Origin of the sequence: Morganella morganii (genome assembly GCF_019242955.1) — a bacterium.
GTDB lineage: Bacteria > Pseudomonadota > Gammaproteobacteria > Enterobacterales > Enterobacteriaceae > Morganella > Morganella sibonii.
This window is the reverse complement of sequence record NZ_CP066129.1, coordinates 3,425,285-3,451,001: the sequence shown is the minus strand read 5'-3', so window position 1 is coordinate 3,451,001 and position 25,717 is coordinate 3,425,285. Positions and strand designations below refer to the sequence as shown.

The 25,717-nt window shown below is 51.8% G+C and carries 25 protein-coding genes and 1 pseudogene; 13 read left to right on the top strand and 13 right to left on the bottom strand.

Translation table 11 applies throughout. The features are described from left to right. Window positions 1–57: 57 nt before the first annotated feature. A complete protein-coding gene (locus JC793_RS16270) occupies window positions 58–1,473 on the bottom strand; it encodes a DHA2 family efflux MFS transporter permease subunit (protein ID WP_247717268.1) in 1,416 nt (471 codons plus the stop codon). A 123-nt stretch (window positions 1,474–1,596) separates the two neighbouring features. Between JC793_RS16270 and JC793_RS16265 the strand changes: the two genes are divergently transcribed. Together JC793_RS16265 and JC793_RS16260 are read left to right on the top strand one after the other, a co-directional pair. Continuing rightward, window positions 1,597–2,034: a MarR family winged helix-turn-helix transcriptional regulator gene (locus JC793_RS16265; RefSeq protein WP_107678584.1), complete on the top strand. Its 438-nt coding sequence runs from the start codon at window positions 1,597–1,599 to the stop codon at window positions 2,032–2,034. A 126-nt stretch (window positions 2,035–2,160) separates the two neighbouring features. Beyond that, on the top strand, window positions 2,161–2,751 hold the full coding sequence (locus JC793_RS16260; protein ID WP_166708555.1) for a class I SAM-dependent methyltransferase: 591 nt from the start codon (window positions 2,161–2,163) through the stop codon (window positions 2,749–2,751). Between the two features lie 68 nt (window positions 2,752–2,819). Here JC793_RS16260 and JC793_RS16255 read toward each other — a convergent pair whose 3' ends face one another. From JC793_RS16255 to aroQ, 8 genes are all read right to left on the bottom strand, one after another. Next, window positions 2,820–3,170 carry a hypothetical protein gene (locus JC793_RS16255; RefSeq protein ID WP_166708554.1) on the bottom strand — a complete coding sequence of 117 codons (351 nt, stop codon included), beginning with the start codon at window positions 3,168–3,170 and terminating at the stop codon, window positions 2,820–2,822. A 170-nt stretch (window positions 3,171–3,340) separates the two neighbouring features. Then, window positions 3,341–4,399 (bottom strand): glycosyltransferase, encoded by a 1,059-nt coding sequence (locus tag JC793_RS16250; protein ID WP_218426682.1) that lies wholly within the window; start codon window positions 4,397–4,399, stop codon window positions 3,341–3,343. 395 nt (window positions 4,400–4,794) lie between these two features. Beyond that, entirely contained in the window at window positions 4,795–5,091 is a 297-nt protein-coding gene (gene fis, locus JC793_RS16245) for a DNA-binding transcriptional regulator Fis (RefSeq protein ID WP_004240545.1), read from the bottom strand. A 20-nt stretch (window positions 5,092–5,111) separates the two neighbouring features. Then, window positions 5,112–6,083, bottom strand: a complete 972-nt coding sequence (gene dusB, locus JC793_RS16240; RefSeq protein ID WP_046893026.1) for a tRNA dihydrouridine synthase DusB — start codon at window positions 6,081–6,083, stop codon at window positions 5,112–5,114. Window positions 6,084–6,373: 290 nt separating this feature from the next. After that, the gene (gene prmA / locus JC793_RS16235; RefSeq protein WP_218426681.1) at window positions 6,374–7,258 is read right to left on the bottom strand and encodes a 50S ribosomal protein L11 methyltransferase; all 885 of its coding nucleotides are present in this window, start codon (window positions 7,256–7,258) and stop codon (window positions 6,374–6,376) included. A 77-nt stretch (window positions 7,259–7,335) separates the two neighbouring features. Continuing rightward, the gene (accC, locus tag JC793_RS16230; protein ID WP_107678579.1) at window positions 7,336–8,685 is read right to left on the bottom strand and encodes an acetyl-CoA carboxylase biotin carboxylase subunit; all 1,350 of its coding nucleotides are present in this window, start codon (window positions 8,683–8,685) and stop codon (window positions 7,336–7,338) included. 11 nt (window positions 8,686–8,696) lie between these two features. Then, complete coding sequence (gene accB / locus JC793_RS16225; RefSeq protein WP_107678578.1) at window positions 8,697–9,158, bottom strand: acetyl-CoA carboxylase biotin carboxyl carrier protein; 462 nt, start codon at window positions 9,156–9,158, stop codon at window positions 8,697–8,699. Between the two features lie 33 nt (window positions 9,159–9,191). After that, window positions 9,192–9,650, bottom strand: coding sequence for a type II 3-dehydroquinate dehydratase (gene aroQ / locus JC793_RS16220; RefSeq protein WP_054424141.1), 459 nt, complete (start codon window positions 9,648–9,650; stop codon window positions 9,192–9,194). Window positions 9,651–10,653: 1,003 nt separating this feature from the next. Here aroQ and mreB point away from each other — a divergent pair. The 10 genes from mreB (at window position 10,654) to JC793_RS16170 (ending at window position 22,478) form a co-directional block, all read left to right on the top strand. After that, window positions 10,654–11,697, top strand: coding sequence for a rod shape-determining protein MreB (gene mreB / locus JC793_RS16215; RefSeq protein ID WP_004236290.1), 1,044 nt, complete (start codon window positions 10,654–10,656; stop codon window positions 11,695–11,697). Window positions 11,698–11,810: 113 nt separating this feature from the next. Further along, window positions 11,811–12,941, top strand: coding sequence for a rod shape-determining protein MreC (gene mreC / locus JC793_RS16210; RefSeq protein WP_218426679.1), 1,131 nt, complete (start codon window positions 11,811–11,813; stop codon window positions 12,939–12,941). After that, entirely contained in the window at window positions 12,938–13,426 is a 489-nt protein-coding gene (gene mreD / locus JC793_RS16205; protein WP_046893019.1) for a rod shape-determining protein MreD, read from the top strand. Before mreC ends, mreD begins: the two co-directional genes overlap by 4 nt. A 47-nt stretch (window positions 13,427–13,473) precedes the next feature. After that, window positions 13,474–14,085, top strand: a complete 612-nt coding sequence (locus tag JC793_RS16200) for a Maf family protein (protein ID WP_046893018.1) — start codon at window positions 13,474–13,476, stop codon at window positions 14,083–14,085. After that, window positions 14,082–15,551, top strand: a complete 1,470-nt coding sequence (gene rng / locus JC793_RS16195) for a ribonuclease G (protein ID WP_046893017.1) — start codon at window positions 14,082–14,084, stop codon at window positions 15,549–15,551. Before JC793_RS16200 ends, rng begins: the two co-directional genes overlap by 4 nt. A gap of 78 nt (window positions 15,552–15,629) precedes the next feature. Next, the gene (gene yhdP, locus JC793_RS16190) at window positions 15,630–19,409 is read left to right on the top strand and encodes an AsmA2 domain-containing protein YhdP (RefSeq protein WP_218426677.1); all 3,780 of its coding nucleotides are present in this window, start codon (window positions 15,630–15,632) and stop codon (window positions 19,407–19,409) included. Continuing rightward, window positions 19,406–20,263, top strand: coding sequence for a deaminated glutathione amidase (gene nit1 / locus JC793_RS16185; protein WP_166708549.1), 858 nt, complete (start codon window positions 19,406–19,408; stop codon window positions 20,261–20,263). The genes yhdP and nit1 overlap by 4 nt, the downstream gene beginning before the upstream one ends. 2 nt (window positions 20,264–20,265) lie before the next feature. Further along, entirely contained in the window at window positions 20,266–21,711 is a 1,446-nt protein-coding gene (gene tldD, locus JC793_RS16180; protein WP_054424131.1) for a metalloprotease TldD, read from the top strand. Beyond that, window positions 21,711–22,178 (top strand): ribonuclease domain-containing protein, encoded by a 468-nt coding sequence (locus JC793_RS16175; RefSeq protein ID WP_046893013.1) that lies wholly within the window; start codon window positions 21,711–21,713, stop codon window positions 22,176–22,178. Before tldD ends, JC793_RS16175 begins: the two co-directional genes overlap by 1 nt. Before the next feature lie 3 nt (window positions 22,179–22,181). Next, window positions 22,182–22,478: a barstar family protein gene (locus JC793_RS16170; protein WP_046893012.1), complete on the top strand. Its 297-nt coding sequence runs from the start codon at window positions 22,182–22,184 to the stop codon at window positions 22,476–22,478. On the opposite strand, the gene yjgA is transcribed toward JC793_RS16170, so the two are convergent. Further along, window positions 22,475–23,023 (bottom strand): ribosome biogenesis factor YjgA, encoded by a 549-nt coding sequence (gene yjgA / locus JC793_RS16165; protein WP_107678571.1) that lies wholly within the window; start codon window positions 23,021–23,023, stop codon window positions 22,475–22,477. The genes JC793_RS16170 and yjgA overlap by 4 nt on opposite strands. 172 nt (window positions 23,024–23,195) lie before the next feature. Between yjgA and pmbA the strand changes: the two genes are divergently transcribed. Continuing rightward, a complete protein-coding gene (gene pmbA / locus JC793_RS16160; RefSeq protein ID WP_218426675.1) occupies window positions 23,196–24,536 on the top strand; it encodes a metalloprotease PmbA in 1,341 nt (446 codons plus the stop codon). Between the two features lie 68 nt (window positions 24,537–24,604). Here pmbA and JC793_RS19780 read toward each other — a convergent pair whose 3' ends face one another. The 3 genes and pseudogenes from JC793_RS19780 to npr form a co-directional block, all read right to left on the bottom strand. Continuing rightward, window positions 24,605–24,733 carry a hypothetical protein gene (locus tag JC793_RS19780; protein WP_260248409.1) on the bottom strand — a complete coding sequence of 43 codons (129 nt, stop codon included), beginning with the start codon at window positions 24,731–24,733 and terminating at the stop codon, window positions 24,605–24,607. 108 nt (window positions 24,734–24,841) lie between these two features. After that, a complete protein-coding gene (gene rnk, locus JC793_RS16155; protein WP_045138839.1) occupies window positions 24,842–25,252 on the bottom strand; it encodes a nucleoside diphosphate kinase regulator in 411 nt (136 codons plus the stop codon). A 193-nt stretch (window positions 25,253–25,445) separates the two neighbouring features. Next, window positions 25,446–25,717: pseudogene (gene npr, locus JC793_RS16150) on the bottom strand (PTS phosphocarrier protein NPr).

Sequence of the window (25,717 nt, the reverse complement as noted above, 5' to 3'; positions counted from 1 at the left end):
TAGCGATAAATAATGAAAAAAGGCTGCCGGAGCAGCCATCAGAATGAGTTCAGGTGATTACGTCGCATCATGGTGCGGATGCGGTTTTTTCAGGAAGAAGGCGAAAACCAGTGATAACAGGCCGAGCAGAAGGATAAACCAGAACACAGCGTGGATACCGGAAGCCAGTGCAGCAGTAGCTGTCTGTTGCGCCAATGCCGCATCGCGGTAAAAAGACATCAGGGTAATGGCTGATGCTGTGCCGACCGCTCCCGCCACCTGATAAAAAGTATTCCAGACCGCAGAGCCGTCCGCATACAGCCGGGCGGGCAGAGCGCTCATCGCGGTAGTCTGCGCGGGCATGATCACACAGGTGACACCCAGGCACAGGAGCATAAAGGCGGCGACAATCTGCCATACCGGCGCATTTTCACCGACAGAATACAGAAACAACGCCGCACTCATCAGCATAAACAGGGAGCCGCAGACCACAAACGGACGCGAATCAAACCGGTTATACAGAAAGCCGATCAGCGGTGAGAACACCACATTGATAATATTGCCCGGTAACAGCAGAATCCCGGCCATTGCGGCACTCAGCATCAGCACATCTTTCAGGAAGACCGGCAGGATAATCGCAGCAGACAGCACACTCATCATGCTCAGGATCATCATGAGCAGACCAATAATAAACAGCGGATTACGGAAAACATCCGGGTGGATCATCGGCATGGACATGTGTGTCTGGCGTCGGGCGAAAAGACCCAGACAGATCACCCCGGCCAGCAGAGAGCCCCAGACGGCAGGATCGCTCAGGCTGTGTTCAGCCAGGATCGCCAGCCCGTAGATGAGACCGCTGAATCCGGCGGATGAGAGCAGGAGAGATGTAATATCAATCCGCGGCCGTGTGATTTCACCAATAGGCGCAATAGATTTCAGGGCGAGCACAATAATCGCGGCGTAGGCCAGCGCGCTGAGCCAAAAGATGGCATGCCAGCTGAACAGGGTGATAATAAAGCCGGAAATGGTCGGCCCCAGTGCGGGTGCCAGCGTGATCGCAATACCCACCATCCCCATCACCATACCGCGCTGATAGACCGGGAAAATGAGTAATGCCGCACTCATCATCACGGGCAATATCACGCCGGTACCGACAGCCTGGATAACCCGTCCGAGCAGTAACACCACAAAACCGGGTGATAGTGCGGCAATCAGGCAACCGGCGAGTGAAACGCACAGCGCCGTGAGGATCAGAACTCTGGTATTAAACCAGCGCACCAGAAAGGCTGATACCGGCACAAATACCGCCAGTGTCAGCAGATAACCGGTCACCAGCCATTGCGCCTGACCGGCGGAGAGAGAGAATTGGCTCATCAGATTGGTGAGCGCCATATTTAATGCGGTTTCCCCGAACAGACCGGTAAATGTCCCGGCCATCAGTACGCTCAGCATCATTTTCGGGTGGCGTACCTGTATTGTTGCCTCTTTTGTCACAGTCTTATCCTATATTTCATCAACCAGGTTGACGATGTGGAAAGTAACGTACTTTGCGACAATGGTCAACTAAGTTGACGATGTGTTTTTGGTATACTGCACAAAAAGGAAAGAGGTGATCACGTGAAAATTGCATTGAACGACCTTGATTTTATTGACCTTATCAGTGAGCGGCACACGCTGCTCCGCGAGCGGATTGATGCACTCTGGAATGTCCGGAGCGAAATTCACATGAGTAATTCGGAGTGGTACATTTTATCGAGGGTGTATGACCAGCCGGTATCCGTGGCGGATATTTCTGCCACGGTGACCATCTCCCGCCAGGCGATTCATAAATTCATCCGGCAGATGGAAGAGAAAGGGCTGATCACCATTTTTGATGTTCAGGGCAGCAAAAAACTCAAGGGTGTGAAAATGACGCCGCTCGGACAGCAATGCTACGACGCTTATGAAGCGATCAAAACCGGATTGTGTGATGAAGTTGCGGCCGCTGTCGGGCAGGAAAATCTTGCATTGATAGTCCGTTTATTTCAGCAGCCCTGGTTTGATGAAAAGCAGTAGATCATGAGAACAAACAGAATACTCCGCTTGTTGCTGTTTGATCGTTTAGTTATAACAAACATCTGGCTGCCGGCTGTTTTTGTATGTCGTGCGCGACCCGGAAATTGACTGAAAAGGAAGCAATAAATGTCCGGTTTTATCGTAAATTGTGGTTATGGTGAGGATGAACACCTGGGCGGGAATATCCTGGAGGGAGACCCGCATACCTATTCACCGACAGTGTGGGATTATCTGATTAAACGTTTTGCGCTGCACTCTGTGCTGGATATCGGTGCCGGTATGGGCTACGCGGCGGATTATTTTCATCGCTCCGGCTTGCAGACGCTGGCAGTGGAAGGGTTGGAATCCAATGTTGAAAACTCACTGTACCCGTCTCTGAAGGTTGATTTGACCCGTTCTTCCGTTCAGTGCCGTGTGGATCTGGTTCATTGTCAGGAAGTCGTTGAACATATTGAAGAGATGTTTATTGATCATATCCTGAACTCGTTTGCCTGCGGGCGAATCCTGGTTATGACCCATGCGTTACCGGGACAGGGCGGCTATCACCATGTGAATTTGCAGCCACCGGAATATTGGATTGAACATCTGAAAAGATACAATTTTGAATTTCTGTCAGTCGACACCAACCGGATACGTCAAATGGCAGAACAGGACGGCGCCATTTATATGGCACAAAGCGGGATGGTGTTTGTGAACCGGAATCGTCTGCCGTTATAACCCCTGCCGGACCCGGTAACTATCCGTAACTAACGCCTTTGCTGTTGCTCAGAAAAGGCGTTTTTTGTTCAGGTATGGCTGGTGGCAGAGATACGGGTGAAGAGCCAGCGGAGCACCTCATCTGTCAGCAGTCCGTCATCTGCGGGCGCTGCACTCTCCCGGAAATGCTGCCATAAAATACCGTTTTGTGCAGGGATTTGCCGGTGCAGGCGCTGCAATATTGTCAGCTTAAGGCTGATATCCTGCGGATCAGGAAAACGCGGCAGCGCCTTTCCGTACAGATATTGCAGGTCTGCCTGCAATTGCGGAATTTGTGACGGCGCAAAGTTCAGTAATTGTCCGCTTTGCGTCAGTGACGGGGAATTGTCTGTCTGAACGGTCTGTAATGACCGGTATAATACCTGTTGCAGTGTGTCCATTTCGTTTTCCTGATAATTCTGGCTGTTGTGGCGGAGATATTAGCGGACAGAAAAATCAATGCTTCGCTGTCCGGCGAAATATCCGCAGCTATCATGGAAGAGAAAATAAAACGGAACACTCCGGTTATTGCTTTTTAATGATGTCCGGCGGCGGAACCGGACACGGTAAATCAATGCGTATCAGTGAGATATTTAATACCTTTTGCCAATGCTGTTTTTGTAAAAAATCCCGTTCTCAGTTTCGCGGCGTAATGACCGACGTTTTTAACCATTTCGCTGTAGTCCTGTTCAGTCAGATTATCCAGCAGTTCATCGATGTCGTTAATATCATCAATAATTAATCCCAGATTATCGCTTTTTATCCGTTCTGCATGAGGTGAATGACTATCCACAATGACCGGAATGCCGGCCGCCAGATAAAGTGATAATTTCAGCGGATTGTTATAATGACCATAGCGTTCCGCGCCATTGAAGAATCTTTTTTCGGCCACATTATTTTTATTCTGATAAGACATCAGACCAAACCCGCCATTCAGTATTCCGGGCAGCAGATTATTATCATATGAACCGACTGCATTCAGATTTTCTTTTGCTTTTTCTGTTTCTGTCAGCCCTTCCGGATCACCGATAAGCGTGATAATCGTTTTTCCGTCATAGGATGAGAAATCTGTTTTACGTAAATTACCGATAAAAGTCACTTCCCTGCGGTATTCTTTATCCGGATTTATTGTTCCTTCAATCTGATAATCCCACAGTCCCAGGCTGATAATCGGTGTCGTCACTCCGCCGTCTTCTCTCAGCCGTGCAGACATTTTTTCATTCGGAGAAAAAATAAGATCACACCGGTTCATCAGCAAAAATTCTTCGTCATGGGTAAAATCCCGGTCCCGGTCATCCCACAGCCAGATTAAAACATCCCAGAGAACCAGCGCAACTTTCACACCGGGCATCGCCAGCAATTCCGTAATAAATAAGTGCTCAAAATCGCGGTTTACCCAGGTGGGATATTGAACAATAACGATGTCTCCGGCAGAAACAGGAGCACACAACGTGTTTATTTTTTCCCGTGTGATAATGTCAGACGTATTATCTGTATTATCAAACGTATAATAAAGCGGAGAAACACCGGCCTGTGACGCGAAAAAAGACATATCTCTGTTGGCTATCAGGCCACTGTTTTGGTTGTAGCATACAGCAGGGCAATCTGCGGTAGTGATCCATACTGTCATATGACATCCTGTTTTTTATTCACCGGGGCTATATTCTGTTATACCCTGATAATATTAAACAGACAAACAGGGTACGGAATAAATAATTAAGTATCTGATATCTCGTTTTAATCTGAAAAATAATCCAGTTAATAACGTATTCAGAAATAAGAAAATATTTCTTTGAATAAAAATGCTGCTATTATTTTTACGTTATATCCGGATGGATAATAATATCAAAAATCTTTTAAATACAGAGTGTTGGTATTTTTGCGGTGTATTACAGATTAATCTGTATAAACCGATAATGAAATGAATGATAAAAACGGCCGGCTGACGGGGTGCTGATATTAACAAAAAAGCCCTTTCAGTCATCCTGAAAGAGCTTTTCGGTTCAATGCATTGTACGGTACTACTTAGTTCATGCCGTATTTTTTCAGTTTTTTACGCAGTGTACCGCGGTTGATACCCATCATCAGGGCAGCGCGGGTTTGGTTACCACGGGTGTATTGCATAACCATGTCCAACAGTGGCTGTTCAACTTCAGCCAGTACCAGCTCATACAGTTCATTAACATCCTGACCGTTTAATTGAGCAAAATAGTTCTTCAGTGCCTGCTTAACTGAATCACGTAACGGTTTCTGTGTTACCTGATCTTGTGAATTTACAGTAGCGACGGTTAGTACGTCAGAATTTACGCGTTGTTCGAACATAGTTCTGTCAGCTCTTTTCTTTATTTACGCAAAAAATTTTCAAAATATGCTTCCAACGCCTCCAGCTGTTCGCCGGCATCCTCAATGGCGTTGAATGAGCGCCGAAACTGAACATCAGGCGCATGTTCCTGCATGTACCAGGAAACATGCTTGCGGGCTATGCGGGCTCCCTTGCCTTGACCATAAAAGTCATGCAATTCCCGCACATGCTCGCACATTATGCGTTGTACCTCTGCACCGGGCAGCGGCGGCAACAGTTTACCTGTGTCCAGATAGTGCTGGATTTCCCGGAAGATCCAGGGTCTTCCCTGGGCAGCACGACCGATCATCAGCGCGTCTGCGCCGGTGTAGTCCAGTACTGCCCTGGCTTTAAGCGGGTCAGTAATGTCGCCATTGGCAATAACCGGGATGGCAACAGTCTGCTTAACTGTCCGGATGTTGTCGTATTCGGCTTCACCATTAAACAGACAGGCACGGGTCCTGCCATGAATTGTAAGAGCCTGAATACCGCAACGCTCGGCCAATTGGGCAATCGTGACACAGTTCCGTTCTTCCGGTGACCAGCCGGTGCGAATTTTCAGTGTGACGGGCACGTCCACTGCATTAACCACGGCTTTCAGAATCTCTTCCACCAGCGCCGGATAACGCAGCAGGGCGGAGCCTGCCAGCTTACGGTTCACTTTTTTGGCAGGACACCCCATATTAATATCGATGACCTGCGCACCACCGGCAACATTAATCTTTGCCGCGGCCGCCATTTCACCGGGATCATTACCGGCTATCTGCACAGAACGGATACCTGGCTCATCACTGTGTACCATGCGTAATCTCGATTTGTCCGTCTTCCAGACCTGCGGATTGGAAGAGAGCATCTCTGAGACGGCCATACCCGCACCCATTTCATAACACAACGACCGGAAAGGCCGATCGGTGATGCCTGCCATAGGGGCCGCGATAAGGCGGTTTTTCAACTGGTATTGTCCGATACGCATAGACGAAGAAGTGTGGCCATACTGTGACTGCAAGGGCGCGTATATTACGCATTTTTTCAAAGATATGAAAGGACAAACTTTGAGCAAATCGACCTTTCAGGCGAAATTTTTTTTATTGCTTTTTTCGGATTTTATTAATTAATGTTTTGTAACAATAAGTTAGCGTAAAATAGCATACTGTGCGGTTTTCTGATTTAATTTTCAGAATAAAATGCGTTTGCGTGAAACTGCTTAAAATATATTCACTGAATCACGCAAACGCACGATTTATATACCAAAAAGTAAGAATATCAGCCGCGCTTTGTTGCGGTGATCCGGCACCATTCTTCTTTTTCGGCAATCTCATCAATCTCAAAGACGTCACGGTAAGCATCTGCCACACCCTCTGCCTGGGTTGCGAGCACACCGGATAATCCGAGTAATCCGCCTGCCTGCGGCAGTGCACCGATCACCGGTGCCAGTTCACGCAGCGGACCGGCCAGAATATTTGCCACCACAACGTCCGCAGAGAGCGTCTGCGGCTTTTTATCAGAGAGATAAAGGGTCAGCCTGTCTGATACGCCGTTGCGCTCAGCGTTGTCCCTGCTGGCCTGAATCGCCTGCGGGTCAATATCGATACCGATAGCTTCTTTTGCACCCAGTTTCAGGGCGGCGATTGCCAGGATACCGGAACCGCAGCCGAAATCGATCACCGTTTTGCCGTTCAGATCGAGGCCGTCGAGCCATTCCAGGCACAGGGACGTCGTCGGGTGAGTACCGGTACCGAATGCAAGACCGGGATCGAGCATCACATTGACCGCATCCGGGTCGGGGATCTCACGCCAGCTCGGGCAGATCCACAGGCGCTGACCGAAACGCATCGGGTGGAAGTTATCCATCCATTCACGTTCCCAGTCTTTGTCTTCGATCTGTTCGATCTTATGGATAAAGTTTTCACCCAGCAGCGGGTGCTGCTGTAATTGCGCAACAACCACCTTCATATCCGTTTCGGCGTCATACAGGCCGATAACGTCGGTATCACCCCACAGGCGGGTTTCCCCCGGCAGCGGTTCAAAAATCGGGGTGTCGTGGCTGTCCTGAAAGGTGACGGAGACGGCACCGGTTTCAGTCAGTTCATCACCGATAGCTTCGGCATCAGCACCGGTGGAATTTAAGCGTATTTGGATCCAGGGCATAGCATACTCTTTATAAAAAACTCGCTATAAAAAAGCCCCTGTATGACAGGGGCCTGAGAAAGAAAAGCGACAGAAAATCAGACCTCGTGCAGGCCGAGTTTCTTCTCCAGATAATGGATGTTGGTGCCGCCTTTGCAGAAGTTCTCATCATTCATAATCAGCTGGTGCAGCTCGATATTGGTTTTGATACCGTCGATAATCAGTTCCGCCAGCGCATTTTTCATACGGGCAATAGCAATTTCGCGGGTTTCACCATACGTGATGAGCTTACCGATCATGGAATCATAATACGGCGGAACAGTATAACCGGCGTAAATATGAGATTCCCAGCGGACACCGAAACCCCCCGGAGAGTGGAAACGGGTAATTTTGCCCGGGCTCGGTAAGAAGGTGTGCGGATCTTCGGCGTTGATACGGCATTCGATCGCATGACCTTTTACTTTGATATCTTCCTGTTTTACAGAGAGCGGCAGGCCGGATGCGACACGCAGCTGCTCTTTGATCAGGTCAACACCGGTGATCATTTCAGTGACCGGGTGCTCTACCTGAATACGGGTGTTCATTTCGATGAAATAAAACTCGCCGTTTTCAAACAGGAATTCAAACGTACCGGCACCACGGTAGCCGATATCGATACAGGCTTTGGCACAACGCTCGCCGATGCTTTTGCGCAGCGCCGGGGTGATACCCGGAGCAGGGGCTTCTTCCACCACTTTCTGGTGACGGCGCTGCATGGAGCAGTCACGTTCTGCCAGATAAACAGCATGGCCCTGACCATCCGCCATAACCTGGATTTCAACGTGACGCGGGTTTTCAAGGAATTTCTCCATGTAAACCATGTCGTTGTTGAAAGCCGCTTTGGCTTCAGCTTTGGTCATTGCAATCGCTTCTTCCAGATCTTCATCATTGCGGACAACACGCATACCGCGTCCGCCGCCGCCGCCGGAGGCTTTGATGATGACCGGGAAACCGATACGTTTGGCGATAGTGTGGTTCAGCGGCATATCGTCGCTGAGCGGGCCGTCAGAACCCGGTACACACGGAACGCCGGTTTCTTTCATCGCACGGATAGCAGAAACTTTATCGCCCATCAGGCGGATAGTGTCTGCTTTCGGGCCGATAAATGTGAAGCCGGAGCGTTCAACCTGCTCGGCAAAATCAGCGTTTTCAGATAAGAATCCGTATCCCGGATGGATTGCCTGTGCGCCGGAAATTTCAGCAGCAGAGATAATGGCAGGGATATTCAGATAACTTTTCGCAGAGGCTGCCGGACCGATACAGATGGTCTCGTCAGCCAGCAGAACGTGTTTTAAATCACGATCCGCGGAAGAGTGAACAGCAACCGCTTTGATTCCGAGCTCTTTACAGGCCCGCAGAATCCGCAGTGCAATTTCACCCCGGTTGGCAATAAGGATTTTTTCCAGCATGATTCGCCCCGTTATTCGATGACGACCAGTGGCTCGTCAAATTCGACAGCATCGCCGTCTTTTAACAGAATTGCTTTAACCACACCGGCTTTATCAGCTTCGATCTGGTTCATCATTTTCATGGCTTCGACGATGCACAGGGTGTCGCCGACATTGACCTGTTTACCGACTTCAATAAAGGCTTTCGCATCCGGGCTTGGTGAACGGTAGAACGTACCGACCATCGGAGAGCGGACAACATGACCGGCAATTTCTTTTTCCGGTACGGGATCAACCAGGCCTGCAGATGGCGCAACGGCGTTTGCTAAAGCGGGTTGCTGTGCCTGCGGCATAAATTGCTGAGGTGCAGCGAAAGTCTGTACCGGTAAGGCGCGGCTGATGCGCACTGACTCTTCGCCTTCAGAAATTTCCAGCTCAGAAATACCGGACTCTTCGACCAGCTCGATCAGTTTTTTTATTTTACGAATATCCATGAGATGATTCCGTACTCTTAGTGTTGAGTTTATTTAGTGTTGAGTTGATTGTGACAGACGGTGAACCGCTGCCTGTAAAGCATAACGGTAGCCTTCCGCACCCAGCCCGCAGATAACGCCGGTGGCGATATCAGAGAGATAAGAGTGATGACGGAACGGCTCCCGTGCGTGTACATTCGACAGATGGATCTCGATAAACGGGATGCTGACGGCCAGCAGGGCATCACGCAGAGCCACACTGGTGTGAGTGAATGCGGCCGGGTTTATCAGGATAAAATCGGTGTTGCCCCGTGCAGCATGGATTCTGTCGATAAGTTCGTGCTCGGCGTTGGATTGCAGATGGCTCAGTGTTACACCGCACTGACCGGCATCGCGGGTCAGCGTTGTCACGATATCCGCGAGAGTGAGCGTCCCGTATTTATCGGGTTCCCGCGTGCCCAGCAGGTTAAGGTTCGGGCCGTTCAGTAACAATATATGATAACTTTCGGTCATCCTGCTGCTATCTCCTGCAATCTAACGTAAACGCACAAGATAACGCGATGTTAATGCGTTGTCACCTTTTTCTCACTGCCGGCAATATTAATTTTTACAGAAGAAGGGCGACATTATAAACATTTCATCGCAGTTCGCAGCAAAATACTGGTCTGAACAGGACAGAACCGCGACAAGGCAGACCAGTTCATCATCTGTATTACCGGAATAATTTGCCGGATATTCCCCGCAAATGTTATCCGTTTGCTGATAGTAGTCTGCCTGCACGTCTTTTAACAGGTACGCCGGAATACCGGGGTGTGTTTCTGCCGGTTTGCTCACATAACCGCTGTTCAGGGAGCGGATTTTACGTAAAGAACACAGCAGATACCGGGCGGCAGTATGTATTTACCGGTTACTGCGGGGCGTTATAGTGCCTCTGTACCGTCTGATTGACAAGTCCCGTCACTATTCCGGCGATCAATACAGGCAGGACGCGGTATAGCGTATCTGTATCGGGTTAACAAATATTTATATCTGTGTTTATTTTGAGACTATTCTGAGTAAAGGATGCTGCTGATTCATCATAATCCGGTGAATAACCCGGTATTTTTGCTGTCTTATCGGTGATTAAGCAGATTGTTTTAATGCGAGGATAGAGATAACGGGCGTCAGGCTGATTGTAAGATTGCGTATATTATATAGAATCCGGTTGAACTTGATGCATAGTTACAGGTCAACTATCCGGACGTTTGCGGAGATTAATGAAAAAATACGGGCAACCGCCGGATTTTTTACATTAATTTTAATCTGCCTGTGCGTAATTCATCAATTATGTGAAAAAGTCTGCGTTTTTATGCAGCTTTATACTGCGCAGTATATAAAAATTATCTAGAATAGACCGCTCCCTGATGTGATGTGGACACGCTGTTGGCAAGGTGCAATCTGTGGCTTGTCGCAAAGAAACGTGGTTGGTAAAGTAGACGGGTTTTCCCGTCCCCGGCTTGCAGGATTATCCTTTTGTATGTTTAAAAAAATTCGTGGCATGTTTTCCAACGACTTGTCGATTGACCTGGGTACAGCCAATACCCTTATTTATGTCAAAGGACAAGGCATTGTTCTGGATGAACCGTCTGTCGTGGCTATCCGCCAGGATCGTCCGGGTTCAACCAAAAGTGTTGCTGCTGTTGGTCATGAGGCCAAACGTATGCTGGGTCGTACCCCCGGCAATATCGCAGCAATCCGTCCGATGAAAGACGGTGTTATCGCCGACTTTTTTGTGACCGAAAAAATGCTCCAGCATTTTATCAAACAGGTTCACAGTAACAGTTTTATGCGCCCGAGCCCGCGTGTTCTGGTGTGTGTGCCGGTGGGAGCAACCCAGGTTGAACGCCGTGCCATCCGTGAATCCGCGCTCAGCGCCGGTGCACGTGAAGTTTATCTGATCGAAGAGCCGGTTTCAGCGGCTATCGGTGCCGGTTTACCGGTATCAGAAGCGACCGGTTCCATGGTGGTGGATATCGGCGGCGGTACCACTGAAGTGGCCGTTATCTCCCTGAACGGCGTGGTTTATTCTTCCTCTGTCCGTATCGGTGGCGACCGTTTCGACGAAGCTATCATTAACTATGTGCGCCGTAACTATGGCTCACTGATTGGTGAAGCAACCGCAGAACGCATCAAACACGAGATCGGTTCGGCTTATCCGACAGACGAAGTGCTTGAAATTGAAGTCCGCGGCCGTAACCTGGCTGAAGGGGTTCCGCGCGGTTTCACCCTGAACTCCAACGAAATTCTGGAAGCCCTCCAGGAACCGCTGACCGGTATTGTCAGTGCAGTGATGCTGGCGCTGGAGCAGTGCCCGCCGGAGCTGGCATCTGATATCTCCGAACGCGGAATGGTACTGACCGGTGGCGGCGCACTGCTGCGTAACCTGGATCGCCTGCTGATGGAAGAAACCGGTATTCCGGTGATCGTTGCGGAAGATCCGCTGACGTGTGTCGCCCGCGGCGGCGGCAAAGCTCTTGAGATGATCGATATGCACGGCAGCGATCTTCTCAGTGAAGAATAAGCGGACTCCCGTCCGTTCAATACTGCAGGCCGGGGGAGTCCGCTCCCCCTGCTCGCCGGATACACACTCTGTCTTCCCGGACGGAATTACTGTAGTACCTGATATCGCATCTTATGAAGCCGATTTTTAGCCGGGGACCTTCCCTTCAGATTCGCATTATTATTGCGGTTATTTTTGCCATCGGACTGATTGTGGTTGATAACCGGATTGATGCTTTTACCAAAATCCGTAACTATCTGGATACGGCGGTCAGCCCGTTCTATTTTTTAGCCAACGGTCCGCGCCAGTTACTGGACGGTATTTCTGATAACTTCGCGACCCGTGAACAGCTGGAATTTGAAAACCGCGCTCTGCGGCAGGAACTGCTGGTAAAAAACAGTCAGAATCAGCTGCTTGAACAGTTCAAGCAGGAAAATTCCCGGCTGCGTGAACTGCTCGGTTCGCCGTTGCGTCAGGATGAGCACATGATGGTCACGCAGGTAATGGCGGGGGCCAACACCCCGTATCGTGACCAGGTCGTTATCGACAAAGGCAGCCGTGACAACGTGTATGACGGCCAGCCTGTGATCAGCGATAAAGGCGTGGTGGGACAGGTGGTTGCCGTGTCCCAGTTAACCAGCCGTGTTTTGCTGATCTGTGATACCAGCCACGCACTGCCGATTCAGGTGCTGCGTAACGATATTCGTGTCATTGCATCCGGTACCGGATGTACTGACGATTTACAGCTTGAACCTCTGCCGAATAATATTGATATCCGCGTGGGAGATGTGCTGGTCACATCCGGCCTCGGCGGCCGTTTCCCGGAAGGTTACCCTGTCGGGATCGTGTCTGCGGTGAAAGTGGACAGTCAGCGCGCTTATACCATTATCAGTGCCAAACCGACGGCAGATCTTCAGCGTCTGCGTTATCTGCTCTTATTATGGGGCGGAGACAGTAATCCCCGTGATCCTTCCGGCCCGTCTGAAGTGTACCGTGCAGCGAATGAACGTATCATGCAGGTTATGCCTCAGGTGATCCCGTCCGTTCCGGCACCGGAAACCGATCCTGCCGCTGTTCCGCCTGTTGCCCCGGCACAGCCATCTGCCCCGGTGCCGCCGAAACCGGCACAGCCAAAACCGGCAAACAATCCGGCAAACAACCCGGCAAACAACCCGGCAAACAACCCGGCCGCCGCGCCGGGTGCGCAGGAACCGGCTGCTGAAACCGCACCGGCACGGCCGCTGAGGATGAGGCCGCAGCAATGAATACTTACCGGGGACAAAACCGGATTATTGTCTGGCTCTCTTTTCTGATAGCACTGGTACTGCAAATCATGCCCTGGCCGGAGCAGCTTCAGTTTTACCGGCCGTCATGGGCGATGCTGTTCCTGATCTACTGGGTGATGGCGCTGCCGCACCGGGTCAGTGTCGGTTCAGCTTTCTTCCTCGGCATGATCATTGATTTGATTGAGGGCTCCACGCTCGGCGTGCATGCCCTGAGCCTCTCTATTGTCACGTATCTGGTATCATTCAGGCATCAGCTGCTGCGCAATATGGCGCTCTGGCAGCAGTCGCTGGTTATCATTGTGTTGTCAGCGCTGATGCAGTTCTTTGTTTTCTGGTCAGAATTTTTATTGTCCGATATTGTATTTCATCCGGAAGTCTTCTGGAACAGTCTGGTCAATGGTATCTTATGGCCATGGATTTTCTTATTACTGCGTAAGACCCGCCGCCATTTTTCTGTTCATTAGTCAGGGGACGGCGGCGTGATACGTTAACAAAACGTCAGGACGTCTGAATGCTGCCGATTTACCTTGCTTCAACCTCTCCCCGCCGCCGGGAACTTATCCGGCTGCTGAATGTTCAGTGTGAAACACTCTCCCCCTGTATCGATGAAATCCGCCGTGATGATGAACCCGCCGCGGATTATGTGGTGCGTCTGGCACGGGAGAAAGCACAGGCCGGGGTGGCGCTGGCAGCGGAAGACCGGCCGGTTATCGGCTCTGATACCATTGTGGTGCTCGGCGGGGATATCCTGGAAAAGCCCCGGGACGCGGCGCATGCTTTTGCTATGCTCAGCGCATTATCCGGTTCCACGCACCAGGTGATGACGGCTGTCGCGGTTTCTGACCGTTTACGGACACTCAGTACACTGATTGTGACGGATGTGACATTCCGCCGGTTATCGGACGACGAAATAAACGAGTATATTCAGACAGGTGAGCCGATGGACAAAGCCGGTGCGTACGGCATCCAGGGCTTTGGCGGGCGTTATGTCCGCAAAATTAACGGTAGCTATCATGCTGTGGTGGGATTACCGTTAGTGGAGACAGAAGAATTAATCAAACGGTACACGGATACCCTGAGCGGGGTTGTACCGGCACACATTGATGGGAAAGAAATACCATGACAGCCGAGCTTTTGGTCAACGTGACTCCGTCTGAAACACGCGTGGCTTATATTACTGGCGGGATACTTCAGGAAATTCATATTGAGCGCGAGGCTAAACGCGGTATCGTCGGCAATATCTATAAAGGGCGTGTGAGCCGGGTACTGCCCGGTATGCAGGCGGCCTTTATCGATATTGGCCTGGATAAAGCAGCCTTTCTGCATGCCTCGGATATCATTCCGCATACAGAATGTATCTCCGGGGATGAAAAAGAGAAATTCCGCACCCGGGATATTTCGGAACTGGTACATCAGGGGCAGGATATTATTGTGCAGGTGGTCAAAGATCCGCTGGGTACCAAAGGTGCGCGGCTGACCACGGATATCACACTGCCTTCCCGCTATCTGGTGTTTATGCCGGGCGCATCTCATGTAGGGGTTTCCCAGCGTATTGAGAGTGAAGAAGAGCGTGAACGCCTGAAAAATCTGGTGGCGGGTTATTGTGATGAGGATGGCGGTTTTATTATCCGCACGGCGGCGGAAGGCGTCGGGGAAGAGGAACTGACATCGGATGCTGCGTTTTTGCGCCGGTTGTGGACCAAGGTTATCCAGCGTAAAAAGCGTAATACCACCCGTACCAAAATCTACGGCGAACTGGCACTGGCACACCGTATTCTGCGGGATTTTGCAGGTGAGTCACTTGACCGCATCCGGATTGACTCCCGCCTGAGCTTTAAAGAGTTACAGGAATTTGTGGATGATTACATCCCGGAAATGACCGCCAAACTGGAACTGTACCAGGGCAGTCAGCCGATTTTTGATCTTTACGATACTGAAAATGAAATCCAGCGGGCGATGGAGCGCAAGGTCGAAATGAAATCAGGCGGCTATCTGATTATCGACCAGACCGAAGCGATGACCACCATCGACATCAACACCGGTGCGTTTGTCGGGCACCGTAATCTGGAAGAAACCATTTTCAATACCAATATCGAAGCGACTCAGGCTATCGCGCGGCAGTTACGTCTGCGCAACCTCGGTGGTATCATCATCATTGATTTCATTGATATGACCGATGAAGATCACCGCCGCCGGGTGCTGAGCTCCCTGGAACTGGCACTGGCGAAAGATCGTGTGAAGACCACGATTAACGGTTTTTCACAGCTCGGGCTGGTGGAGATGACCCGCAAACGCACGCGGGAGAGCCTGGAGCATGTGTTGTGCGAGAAATGCCCGACCTGTCAGGGACGCGGCAGTGTCCGCTCCGTGGAAACGGTCTGCTATGAGATCCTGCGCGAGATTGTCCGCGTGCACCGCCTGCTGGATGTTGATCGCTTCCTGGTCTATGCGTCACCGGCGGTGACCGAGGCATTGCAGGGGGATGAGTCTCATGCACTGGCAGAGGTGGAGATTTTTGTCGGCAAACAGGTTCAGGTCCGCGCTGAACCGCTCTACAGTCAGGAACATTTTGATGTCGTAATGATGTAATTCATTGGCGGTACACTGCCGTATATAAACGGATATACGGTTCCGCCAGCCTTGACAGCTGCAGGAGAAGGAGAGCCGGTGAGGCGACTGCCCGGGATTTTACTGACATGTGTGATTGTAATCGTGATTGCTGCGGCACTGGTGCTCGGCGGTTTGCGCTACCTGTTGCCTCAGATAAATGAGTACCGTCCTCAGATCGAACAAAAACTCTCGCAGCTGACCGGTGCCACGGTCAGAATTGGTGAAATCAGCGGCCGCTGGCAGGGATTCGGTCCGGCGCTGACACTCCGCGACCTGAGTGTTACCGCCCCGGATGCGGATATCTCAGCCGAAAAAATCGACCTCTCCCTCGATATCTGGCGGACATTATTCCGTTTTCAGGTCAGTTTCCGTGATCTGACTTTCTGGCACATGAAGCTGGATTACAAACAGCCGCTGAGCAGCGACGGCAGCAGTATTGAAACAGATGATGCCCTGTCCGGGCTCTGGCTGGAGCGTTTTGATAATTTTGATCTGCGCGACAGCGAAATCCGTTTTCTCACACCGTCCGGCGATCCCGCCACCTTACTGGTTTCCCGTCTGTCATGGCTCAATCAGAGCAAGCGCCACCGTGCCCAGGGGGAAATCAGTCTCTCCTCGGTGAATAACCCGCGCGGCTGGTTACAGGTGCGGCTGGATCTGCGCGATGTCAATGGCCTGCTGGATGAGGGAACGGTCTACCTCCAGGCTGATGAGATTGATATGACCCCGTGGTTCAGCCGCTGGCTGCGTGATAATACCGGACTGAATAAAGCCGGTTTCAGCCTGGACGGATGGATGACGGTGGAGAAGGGCGCGATAACCCGCGGTCTGGTCAGGCTGAACTCCGGTGAGGCAGACTGGCTGACCGGTAAAGAGAAACACACACTGGAAGTTCAGGATCTGATGGTACAGATGCGCCGTCAGGGGGAAGGATGGCTGTTTAATATTCCGGATCTGTTCAACCTGAAAACTGACGGTCAGCAGTGGCCGGAAGGCAGCCTGTCACTGCTTTATATCCCGCCGTCGGCCAAATACGGCGGGAATACTCATCTGCGTGTCCGGGCAAATGATATTGAACTGGCGCGCCTGAGCAGCATTGTGCCGACCTTCTCTTTCCTCACCAATGATATTGTCAAAGCCTGGCAGCAGCGCGACCCGTCAGGTCTTATCCGTGATTTTGCCCTCGATATCACTCCGGCAGCGCCGGAAAACCTTGAACTGGATATTTCCTGGCAGGATGTCAGCTGGAAAGCGCTGGACGAATTACCGTCGGTATCCGGTTTCAGCGGTGTATTACGGGGCGGGCAGGCGCGCGGCATTCTGCGTTTTGCCCTCGATGACAGTGTGCTGGACTACCGTCCGATGTTTACTGCACCGCTGGCGGTGGCAGAAAGCCGCGGACAGATTCAGTGGACGAATACAGACGGCAATCTGAATCTCTGGAGTGATAATTTAGATCTGAAATCCGGTGCGCTGCGGGCGAACGGTAATTTCCGCTATCAGCATGATAAAGACAGGCCGCCGTCACTCGGGATACTCGGCGGTGTGACGCTGACCGATGCCGGAGAAGCCTGGCGCTATTTCCCGGTTCCGCTGATGGGGGAGTTCCTGAGCGAATATCTCACACAGGCACTGATTGCCGGACAGGCAGAAAATGCCACGGTGATATTTCAGGGCAACCCGGCCGATTTCCCGTTCCGCAAAAACGAAGGACAATTTCAGATTTGGGTGCCGCTGCGTGATGCCACCTTTAAATATGATCCGGAATGGCCTGCCCTGATGGGCATGAATGCCGATCTGAATTTCCATAATCAGGGACTGTGGATCAGCGCGGAGGAAGCAAAACTGGGGGAGGCCACCGCCCGCAGTCTGAAAGCGGATATCCCGGATTTTACGGTTGAGCGTCTGTATATTCAGTCTGACATTGAAGGCAACGGTGAATCACTCGGTAAGTATTTTGATCAGACACCGATGAAAAGCTCTATCGGGAATACCCTGGAGCAACTGAAAATCGGCGGTAAGGTTAACGGTGATCTTAAACTGGAAATCCCGCTTAATTTTAATGAGATGGTGCGGGCAACCGGTCACGTCAATCTGAAAAATAATGATATTGATGTGGTGCCGATCGGCAGCACACTCAAAAATGTCAGCGGACAGTTCCGGTTTGATAACGGCGACCTGGAAAGCGACCGTATCACGGCTTCCTGGTTCGGACAGCCGCTGAATATCCGCTTTACCACCAAAGAGAATCCGTCAGATTTTGCCGTGAATATCGATCTGGATGGTAACTGGCAGATGAAAGGTATCGACGGTGTACCGGCCGTGGTCAAACAGCATGTAACCGGCTCGTTCCCGTGGACGGGGGATGTGAAAATTACCCTGCCGCAAAAAGGGGAGATGAGTTACACCGTTGATCTGGACGGTCAGACCGGAAAGCTGACCAGCAGCACCTTACCGGCGGTCCGGCGCTGGGCTGCGGAAAGCGGCTCGCTGAATGTGCATGCTGCCGGGACAGAACACACCCTGAAAGCGGGCGGAACGCTCGGCAAATCGTTCAGTTTCCTGACGGACTGGCGTCTTGGCGATATTCTGACACTCAACGGCGCAACAATCCGTCCGGGCACAAAAGTGCCGGAAAAAATCACACCGGATGTTATCAGTATCGCACTGCCGCCGGTCAGCGGCGAAGAGTGGGTCGGCGCTCTGGCAGTGGCGGGGCAGAGCCATCAGCAGCCGGCCTCACTGAAACTGCCGGGGAATATTGATCTCTCCGTGCCGTATGCGGATTTTGCCGGGCAGCGCTGGAATCAGGTGAAACTGCGTATCCATCCGCAGGAAAACGGCTGGCTGCTCAGTGCAGACGGACAGGAGCTGCGCGGTGATATCCGTATCCCGTCCTCCGGGCCGTGGCAGGCGAGTATTGATTATCTCTACTATAATCCGGAGTCTATTCAGAATGCCCTGCCGGAATCGCAGCGTAATGAAACCACCAAAACTGATTACCGGGTCAGCAGCTGGCCTGCTGTCACGCTGCGCTGTGAAGCCTGCTGGGTGGGCGGCCTGAATATCGGTACGGTGAACGCAAAAGTCTGGCCGGAAAATAACACGCTGGTGCTGGATGCGGCAACGGTCAAAAACAGTGCCAGTGAACTGACACTCAGCGGCCGCTGGGATGCCGGCCGTTCCCCTCTGTCGCATTTTAAAGGTCAGTTTAAGGGGCCGGTCTTTGATAATATGGCCGCGTATTTCGGGGTACTGGTACCTATCACCGGCTCTCCGTTTACCGTGGATTTTGACCTGAACTGGCGGGATGTTCCCTGGTCACCGGATGTGGCGACGCTGAACGGTATTATCAGCACTTCGCTCGGCAAAGGGGCGATTGAGCGGATGGGCGGCGGTAATGCCGGTAAACTGCTGCGGCTGGTCAGTTTTGATGCATTATTGCGCAAGTTACAGCTCGATTTCACGGATACCTTCAGTAATGATTTCGTTTTTGACAGCATACGCGGTAAAGGCGTGATAAAAGATGGTATTTTAAAGACTACGGATACCCGCGTGGACGGATTAATGGCGGATATCAGCTTTAGCGGTTCAATTTATCTTGTGGAGCGTCGTATTGATATGTCGGTGGTTGTCACACCGGAACTCTCTGCGACGGTCGGGGTGGCGACAGCCTTTGTTGTGAACCCGATAGCCGGAGCGGCTGTCTTTGTGGCCAGTAAGGTGCTCGGCCCGCTCTGGAGTAAAATTTCGGTGATACGGTATCACCTGAGCGGTAGTTTAGAAGAGCCGAAGGTAGATGAAGTTTTGCGTCAGTTAAAGGAGACCCGGGAATGAAAAACGCAAATGTGGCACTATTGCAGCTGTGCAGCGGCACAAATATCAAACACAATTTGGCGCAAATCGAACAACAGATCAAACAACTGCCTGATAATATCAAACTGGTGATGACACCGGAAAACGCGCTGATTTTTGCATCAGGCAATACCTATCAGAAGTATGCGGAAGTGCAGGGCGAAGGCCCGCTGCAATCAGCGGTGGCTGATATGGCACGCCGTTACGGCGTGTGGATTCTGGTCGGCTCAATGCCGATGATCAGTCGTGAAGACCCGGCGCGCATCACCAGCAGCAGCCTGCTGTTTGATGATAAAGGGGAAATCAAAGCCCGTTATGACAAAATTCACATGTTTGACGTGAATATTGATGATGAGCAGGGTTCATACAATGAATCGAAAATCTTCCAGCGCGGCGAGCACATCACCGTGGTTGATACCCCGGTGGGTCGTCTCGGTATGACCATCTGTTATGATCTGCGTTTCCCGGGCCTGTTCCAGGCACTGCGTGAGCAGGGCGCGGAGATTATCTCTGTTCCGGCGGCCTTTACCCGGCTGACCGGCAAATCCCACTGGGAGCCGCTGCTGCGCGCCCGTGCGATTGAAAACCAGTGCATTATCCTTGCTCCGGCACAGGTCGGCGTGCACGGCACCCGCCGCACATGGGGACACACCATGGCGATTGACGGCTGGGGCAAAGTGATGAAGAAAAATACGGATGCGGTGGCCGCCATCGGCGTTGATATCCGTCCGGACAGCTTAACCTCAATGCGTGAGCAGATCCGCGTGGTGAAACATAACCGTTTCCGCCCGCAACTGACCTCACTGATTGAGAAAAACACTACAGGTAAAGAGTAATTATGAGTTTTTCAACTGTCAGCAATCATCTGCTGACCGCCCATGATCTTGATGAACAGGATCTCTTTTCTGTCCTCACACAGTTAGCGGATCGCCATATTGACTATGGCGATCTGTACTTCCAGAGCAGTTTTCATGAAGCCTGGGTGCTGGAAGATAAAATTATCAAAAACGGCTCTTATAATATCGATCAGGGTGTCGGTATCCGTGCGGTCAGCGGTGAGAAAACCGGTTTTGCTTACGCTGATCAGATAAGCCTGACTGCATTACAGCAGAGCGCATCTGCGGCGCGCAGTATTGTGCGTGAGCAGGGTAACGGACAGGTACAGAGCCTTCATCGTGTTAATAACACGGCGCTGTATGCCGCACTCGATCCGCTGCGTGCAATGCCGCGTGAGGAAAAAATTGCGCTGCTGCATCGTCTTGACCGTGTGGCACGGGCTGAAGATCCGCGTGTGCAGGAAGTGAATGCCAGCCTGACCGGTGTGTATGAAGAAGTCCTGGTTGCCGCCACTGACGGTACGCTTGCGACGGATATCCGTCCGCTGGTGCGTCTGTCTGTCAGTGTGCTGGTGGAAGAGGACGGCAAACGTGAACACGGCGGCAGCGGCGGCGGCGGTCGTTTCGGCTATGAATATTTCCTGGGTACAGAAGACGGTGAGATCCGCGCTGACCATTTCGCCCGTGAAGCGGTGCGCATGGCGCTGGTGAATCTCTCTGCCGTTGCGGCACCGGCCGGTTCAATGCCGGTTGTGCTGGGCGCGGGCTGGCCGGGCGTGCTGCTGCATGAAGCGGTCGGACATGGCCTGGAAGGGGATTTCAACCGTCGTGGTGCATCTGTATTCAGCGGAAAGATCGGTCAGCAGGTCACATCGTCACTCTGTACCATTGTTGATGACGGAACCATCGGCGATCGCCGCGGTTCACTGGCGATTGATGACGAAGGGGTGCCGGGGCAATATAACGTCCTGATCGAGAACGGTATTCTGAAAGGTTATATGCAGGATAAACTCAATGCCCGTCTGATGGGGGTTGACCCGACCGGTAACGGCCGCCGTGAATCTTATGCCCATCTGCCGATGCCGCGCATGACCAACACCTATATGCTGGCGGGAGAATCATCACCGGAAGAGATTATCGCCAGTGTGAAAAACGGCCTGTATGCCCCGAATTTCGGCGGCGGTCAGGTGGATATCACCTCCGGTAAGTTTGTGTTCTCGACATCCGAAGCGTATCTCATTGAAAACGGTAAGATTACCAAACCGGTAAAAGGCGCGACACTGATTGGCTCCGGTATTGAAGCCATGCAGCAGGTGTCGATGGTCGGTAATGACCTGAAACTGGATAAAGGCGTCGGAGTGTGCGGTAAAGAAGGGCAGAGCGTGCCGGTGGGTGTCGGTCAGCCGACCCTGAAACTGGACAGCATTACAGTCGGCGGAACGGCCTGATGATGCAGAAATACGGCACACTGGTGATTGTTCTGATTGTGGCGGTCTCCGCCTGGCTGGCAGGGTTGCCGGGGAAGTTTATCGAAACCCGTCCGTCAGAGCCGGTGCCGCAGCAGACAGAACAGCCGCAGAGTATTGATGCTCTGACAGCACAGTCACGGGTGGTCAGCTACGTGCAGCAGCACCAGCGCCTGCCGGATTACTATGTGACGAAAAAAGCCGCCCGTAACGCGGGCTGGCAGCCGTCAAAAGGCAACCTCTGTGATGTGATGCCGGGTAAGGCTATCGGCGGTGATCGTTTCGGCAACCGGGAAAAAAGGCTGCCGGATGCACCGTCGCGTCAGTGGTTTGAAGCGGATATCAACTATAACTGCGGTCACCGCGGCAGTGATCGTCTGCTTTACTCCGGGGACGGACTGATTTATGTCACCACCGATCATTACCGTTCATTTCAGCAGGTAAATTAACCCATGACACCCGAAATCAGCATTGTGCATTTTGATTTCCGCACCATCCGGACAACGGACGATTTTTATCAGCAATTCAGTGATAAATTTCAGCTGACCTGCTTCGGCCGTAATACGGATGCGTTATGGGATATGCTGACAGGCGGGATTGATCTGCCGGTGATACTGGCGTTTGAACATATTACCGCACGGCAGCGGCGGCTGTTTTCAGCCATTATCAGTACCTGCCGGGATGCGGAGGAGGAGTGGCCGGGGGATATTCAGCTGGTGCTGGCCCCCCTGACCATGACGGCGGATTAAGCGCTTTCTGCCAGTTCTTTCAGATACTGGAACAGCTGGCGGTAAGCTTTTGGTGGTTTATTGCCTTCGCGCTCTTTTTTCGCATTGCGGATAAGTGTGCGCAGCTGCTGGCGATCAAGGTGCGGGAACAGTGCAACTGCTTCTTCCGCTACCGCGTCATCGCCGGTGACCAGGCGTTCGCGCAGATCTTCGAGTTTATGCAGCAGGACAACCTGCTGATTATGGCGGTTTTTCAGTTTGTCGAGTGCTGTGGTAATCGGCTCCGGGTCACGGGCCCGCAGCATTTTACCGATGAGCTGTAACTGACGGCGCAGGCCTTCACGCTTGATTTTTTGTGCAAGCAGGATGGCGTCGAGCAACTGTTCATCCAGCGGAATACGTTCCAGCTGGGTCTTGCTCAGTGCAACCAGTTCAGCGCCGAGTTTTTTCAGGGCTTCCGCATCGCGTTTAATTTCGCTTTTGCTGACCCAGATTATCTCGTCATCCTCTTCCTCCTGAGGAAGTGCATCGGGTTCTTCAAACCAGTCTTCAGGCTGCTTTGCCATAATAGTATTTCCTGTGGCGAAACACAGAGCGGCGGGTGCCGGATGATCTCTGTGTTTGTGAGTGTTAACATTTGATTATTGCGTATTGTAACCGGGGAAAAGGCCGGATAACACCTATTCAGCTGTCTGATTAGCTGACGGCCCCTTAATTTATTGAATTGGAACCTGATTGATGAATATCACTTCTCAGATTATGGCGCAGCGTACGCGCCTGGAACAAGCGGTTTCGCAGGCACTGAGTATTGCACAGAAAGGGTGTGACAGCGCCGAAGTTGCTGTCAGCCGGACCACCGGGATGAGTGTGAGCACCCGGATGGGTGAGGTGGAGAACGTTGAGTTTAACAGTGACGGCGCGCTGGGGATCACGGTGTATCATAACCAGCGCAAAGGCAGTGCATCTTCCACCGATTTAAGCGACGAGGCGATTGCCCGTACCGTACAGGCCGCGATCGACATTGCGAAATATACATCTGAAGATCCGTGTTCCGGCCCGGCAGATCGCGATTTGCTGGCCTTTGAGGCACCGGATCTGCAACTGTTTTATCCGTCTGAAGTGAGCGCAGACCAGGCGATCGACTACGCCGCCAATGCGGAAAAAGCGGCACTGAGCGCCGATCCGCGTATCACCAATACGGAAGGCGGCAGCTTTAACAGCCATTACGGCATCCGTGTCTTCGGTAACACACTCGGTATGCTGCAAAGCTACTGCAGCAGCCGTCACTCGATGTCCGCCTGTGTGATCGCGGAAGAAAACGGCGATATGGAGCGTGACTACGCGTATACCATCGCACGTAAGCTGGATGACCTGAAATCTGCACAGTGGGTGGGGGAAGAGTGTGCCCGCCGGACATTGTCCCGCCTCGCACCGCGTAAACTGGCGACACAGAAAGCACCGGTGATTTTTGCCCCGGAAGTGGCAACCGGTTTGTTCGGGCATCTGGTCGGCGCGATCAGCGGCACGTCTGTATACCGTAAATCCACTTTTCTGCTCGACAGCCTGGGTAAACAGATCCTGCCGGACTGGCTGACCATCTGTGAGCTGCCGCATGTGATCGGCGGCCTGGCCTCGACGCCGTTTGACAGTGAAGGCGTCCGCACAGAGGATCGCCTGATTATCGAAAATGGTGTCCTGAATAACTGGCTGATGACCACCTATGCCGCCCGCAAACTGGGGCTGAAAAGCACCGGTCACGCAGGCGGTATTCACAACTGGCACATTGCCGGTCAGGGGCTGGGTTTTGATGACATGCTCAGAGAGATGGGCACCGGTCTGGTGGTTACAGAACTGATGGGACAGGGTGTCAGCGGTATTACCGGCGATTACTCACGCGGTGCATCCGGTTTCTGGGTGGAAAACGGCGAGATTCAGTATCCGGTCAGTGAAATCACGATTGCCGGCAACCTGAAAGACATGTGGGCCAATATAATCGCCACCGGCGACGATATTGAAACCCGCAGCAATATTCAGTGCGGCTCTGTCTGGCTGCCGGAAATGAGTATTGCGGGGCAGTAATCGTTTTGCTGCATAAAAAACCCTGACTTTTATGCCGGGGTTTTTTTATGCCGGACAAAAACACAGCACTACATCATCAGCATTATCAGGCCCTTTGTGAGCATAAATAACTGATTTTCGAAATTAAGCACTAATGGCAGCGGGGAGTCAGTTAACGGGGAAAAAGCAAGAATGTGCAGCAGACTGAATGTTGACATAGTGGCTCCGGAAAGAGAAAAGATAAGCCATCATGCAGAAAAAGAAGGGAAAATGGAAGCTGCGCCCGCAGATTACCTGAAACGGACGCAGAGCCGGCTTAAAGCTGATTAGCGGTGTAATTCACCGGCAGCTTCAGGCTGATAGATAATTTCTGATACTTTTACGCGCGTTGCTTCACCGTTCGGCAGTTCCCATGAGATCTCATCACCGACAGAAAGCCCGAGTAACGCAGCTCCCAGCGGTGCCATGACAGACAACTGCTCTGCGCTGTCTTTCAGCGACGCCGGGTACACCAGGGTACGGATACTCTCTTTCCCGCTCGATAAATCTTCAAAGCGCACGCGGCTGTTCATCGTGACGACCGTGGCAGGCATTTCTGCCGGCGGCAGGATTTCAGCGCGATCTAACTCGTCATTCAGGGCTTCGGCAACCGGACTGTCAGCATAAGCCGGCTGTTCCAGCAGCATATCCAGACGCTCTGCGTCCAGTTCATTAATAATTATATTGGGCTTTTTCATACCACACTCCAAATCATTTCCAATACAAAAGAACACCCCCACACCAGAAGGAGGGGGGTGCTCATTTTGATAATTAATCTGATAGTAGGCTGTTCTCCTCCGAAAGGAAAGAGATCAGGATCACGAACCGCCGGGCTGCGTGAACGAAACAGCGTATCAGTTTTCTTTAAGTAAAATATTTCGTTTAGTATAACTAATCTTCATCAAAACCTGAATCAAAAAGGGAAATAATTGCCTCAATGGCGGTATTTTCATCAGGCCCTGTTGCTTCTACTTCAATAAAACTGCCCTGTTCGGAATCCAGCATCAGCATGGCAAGCACACTGTCAGCCGGGCTTCTTCATTCTGCTTATTACGAAATACCACCGTTGACCGGAAGGTCTGGATCAGTTCAAACAGTTTCATCGCCGGCCGGGCATGCAGCCCGAGCCGGTTTTTGATTTCTACCTGACAACGGATTGTCAT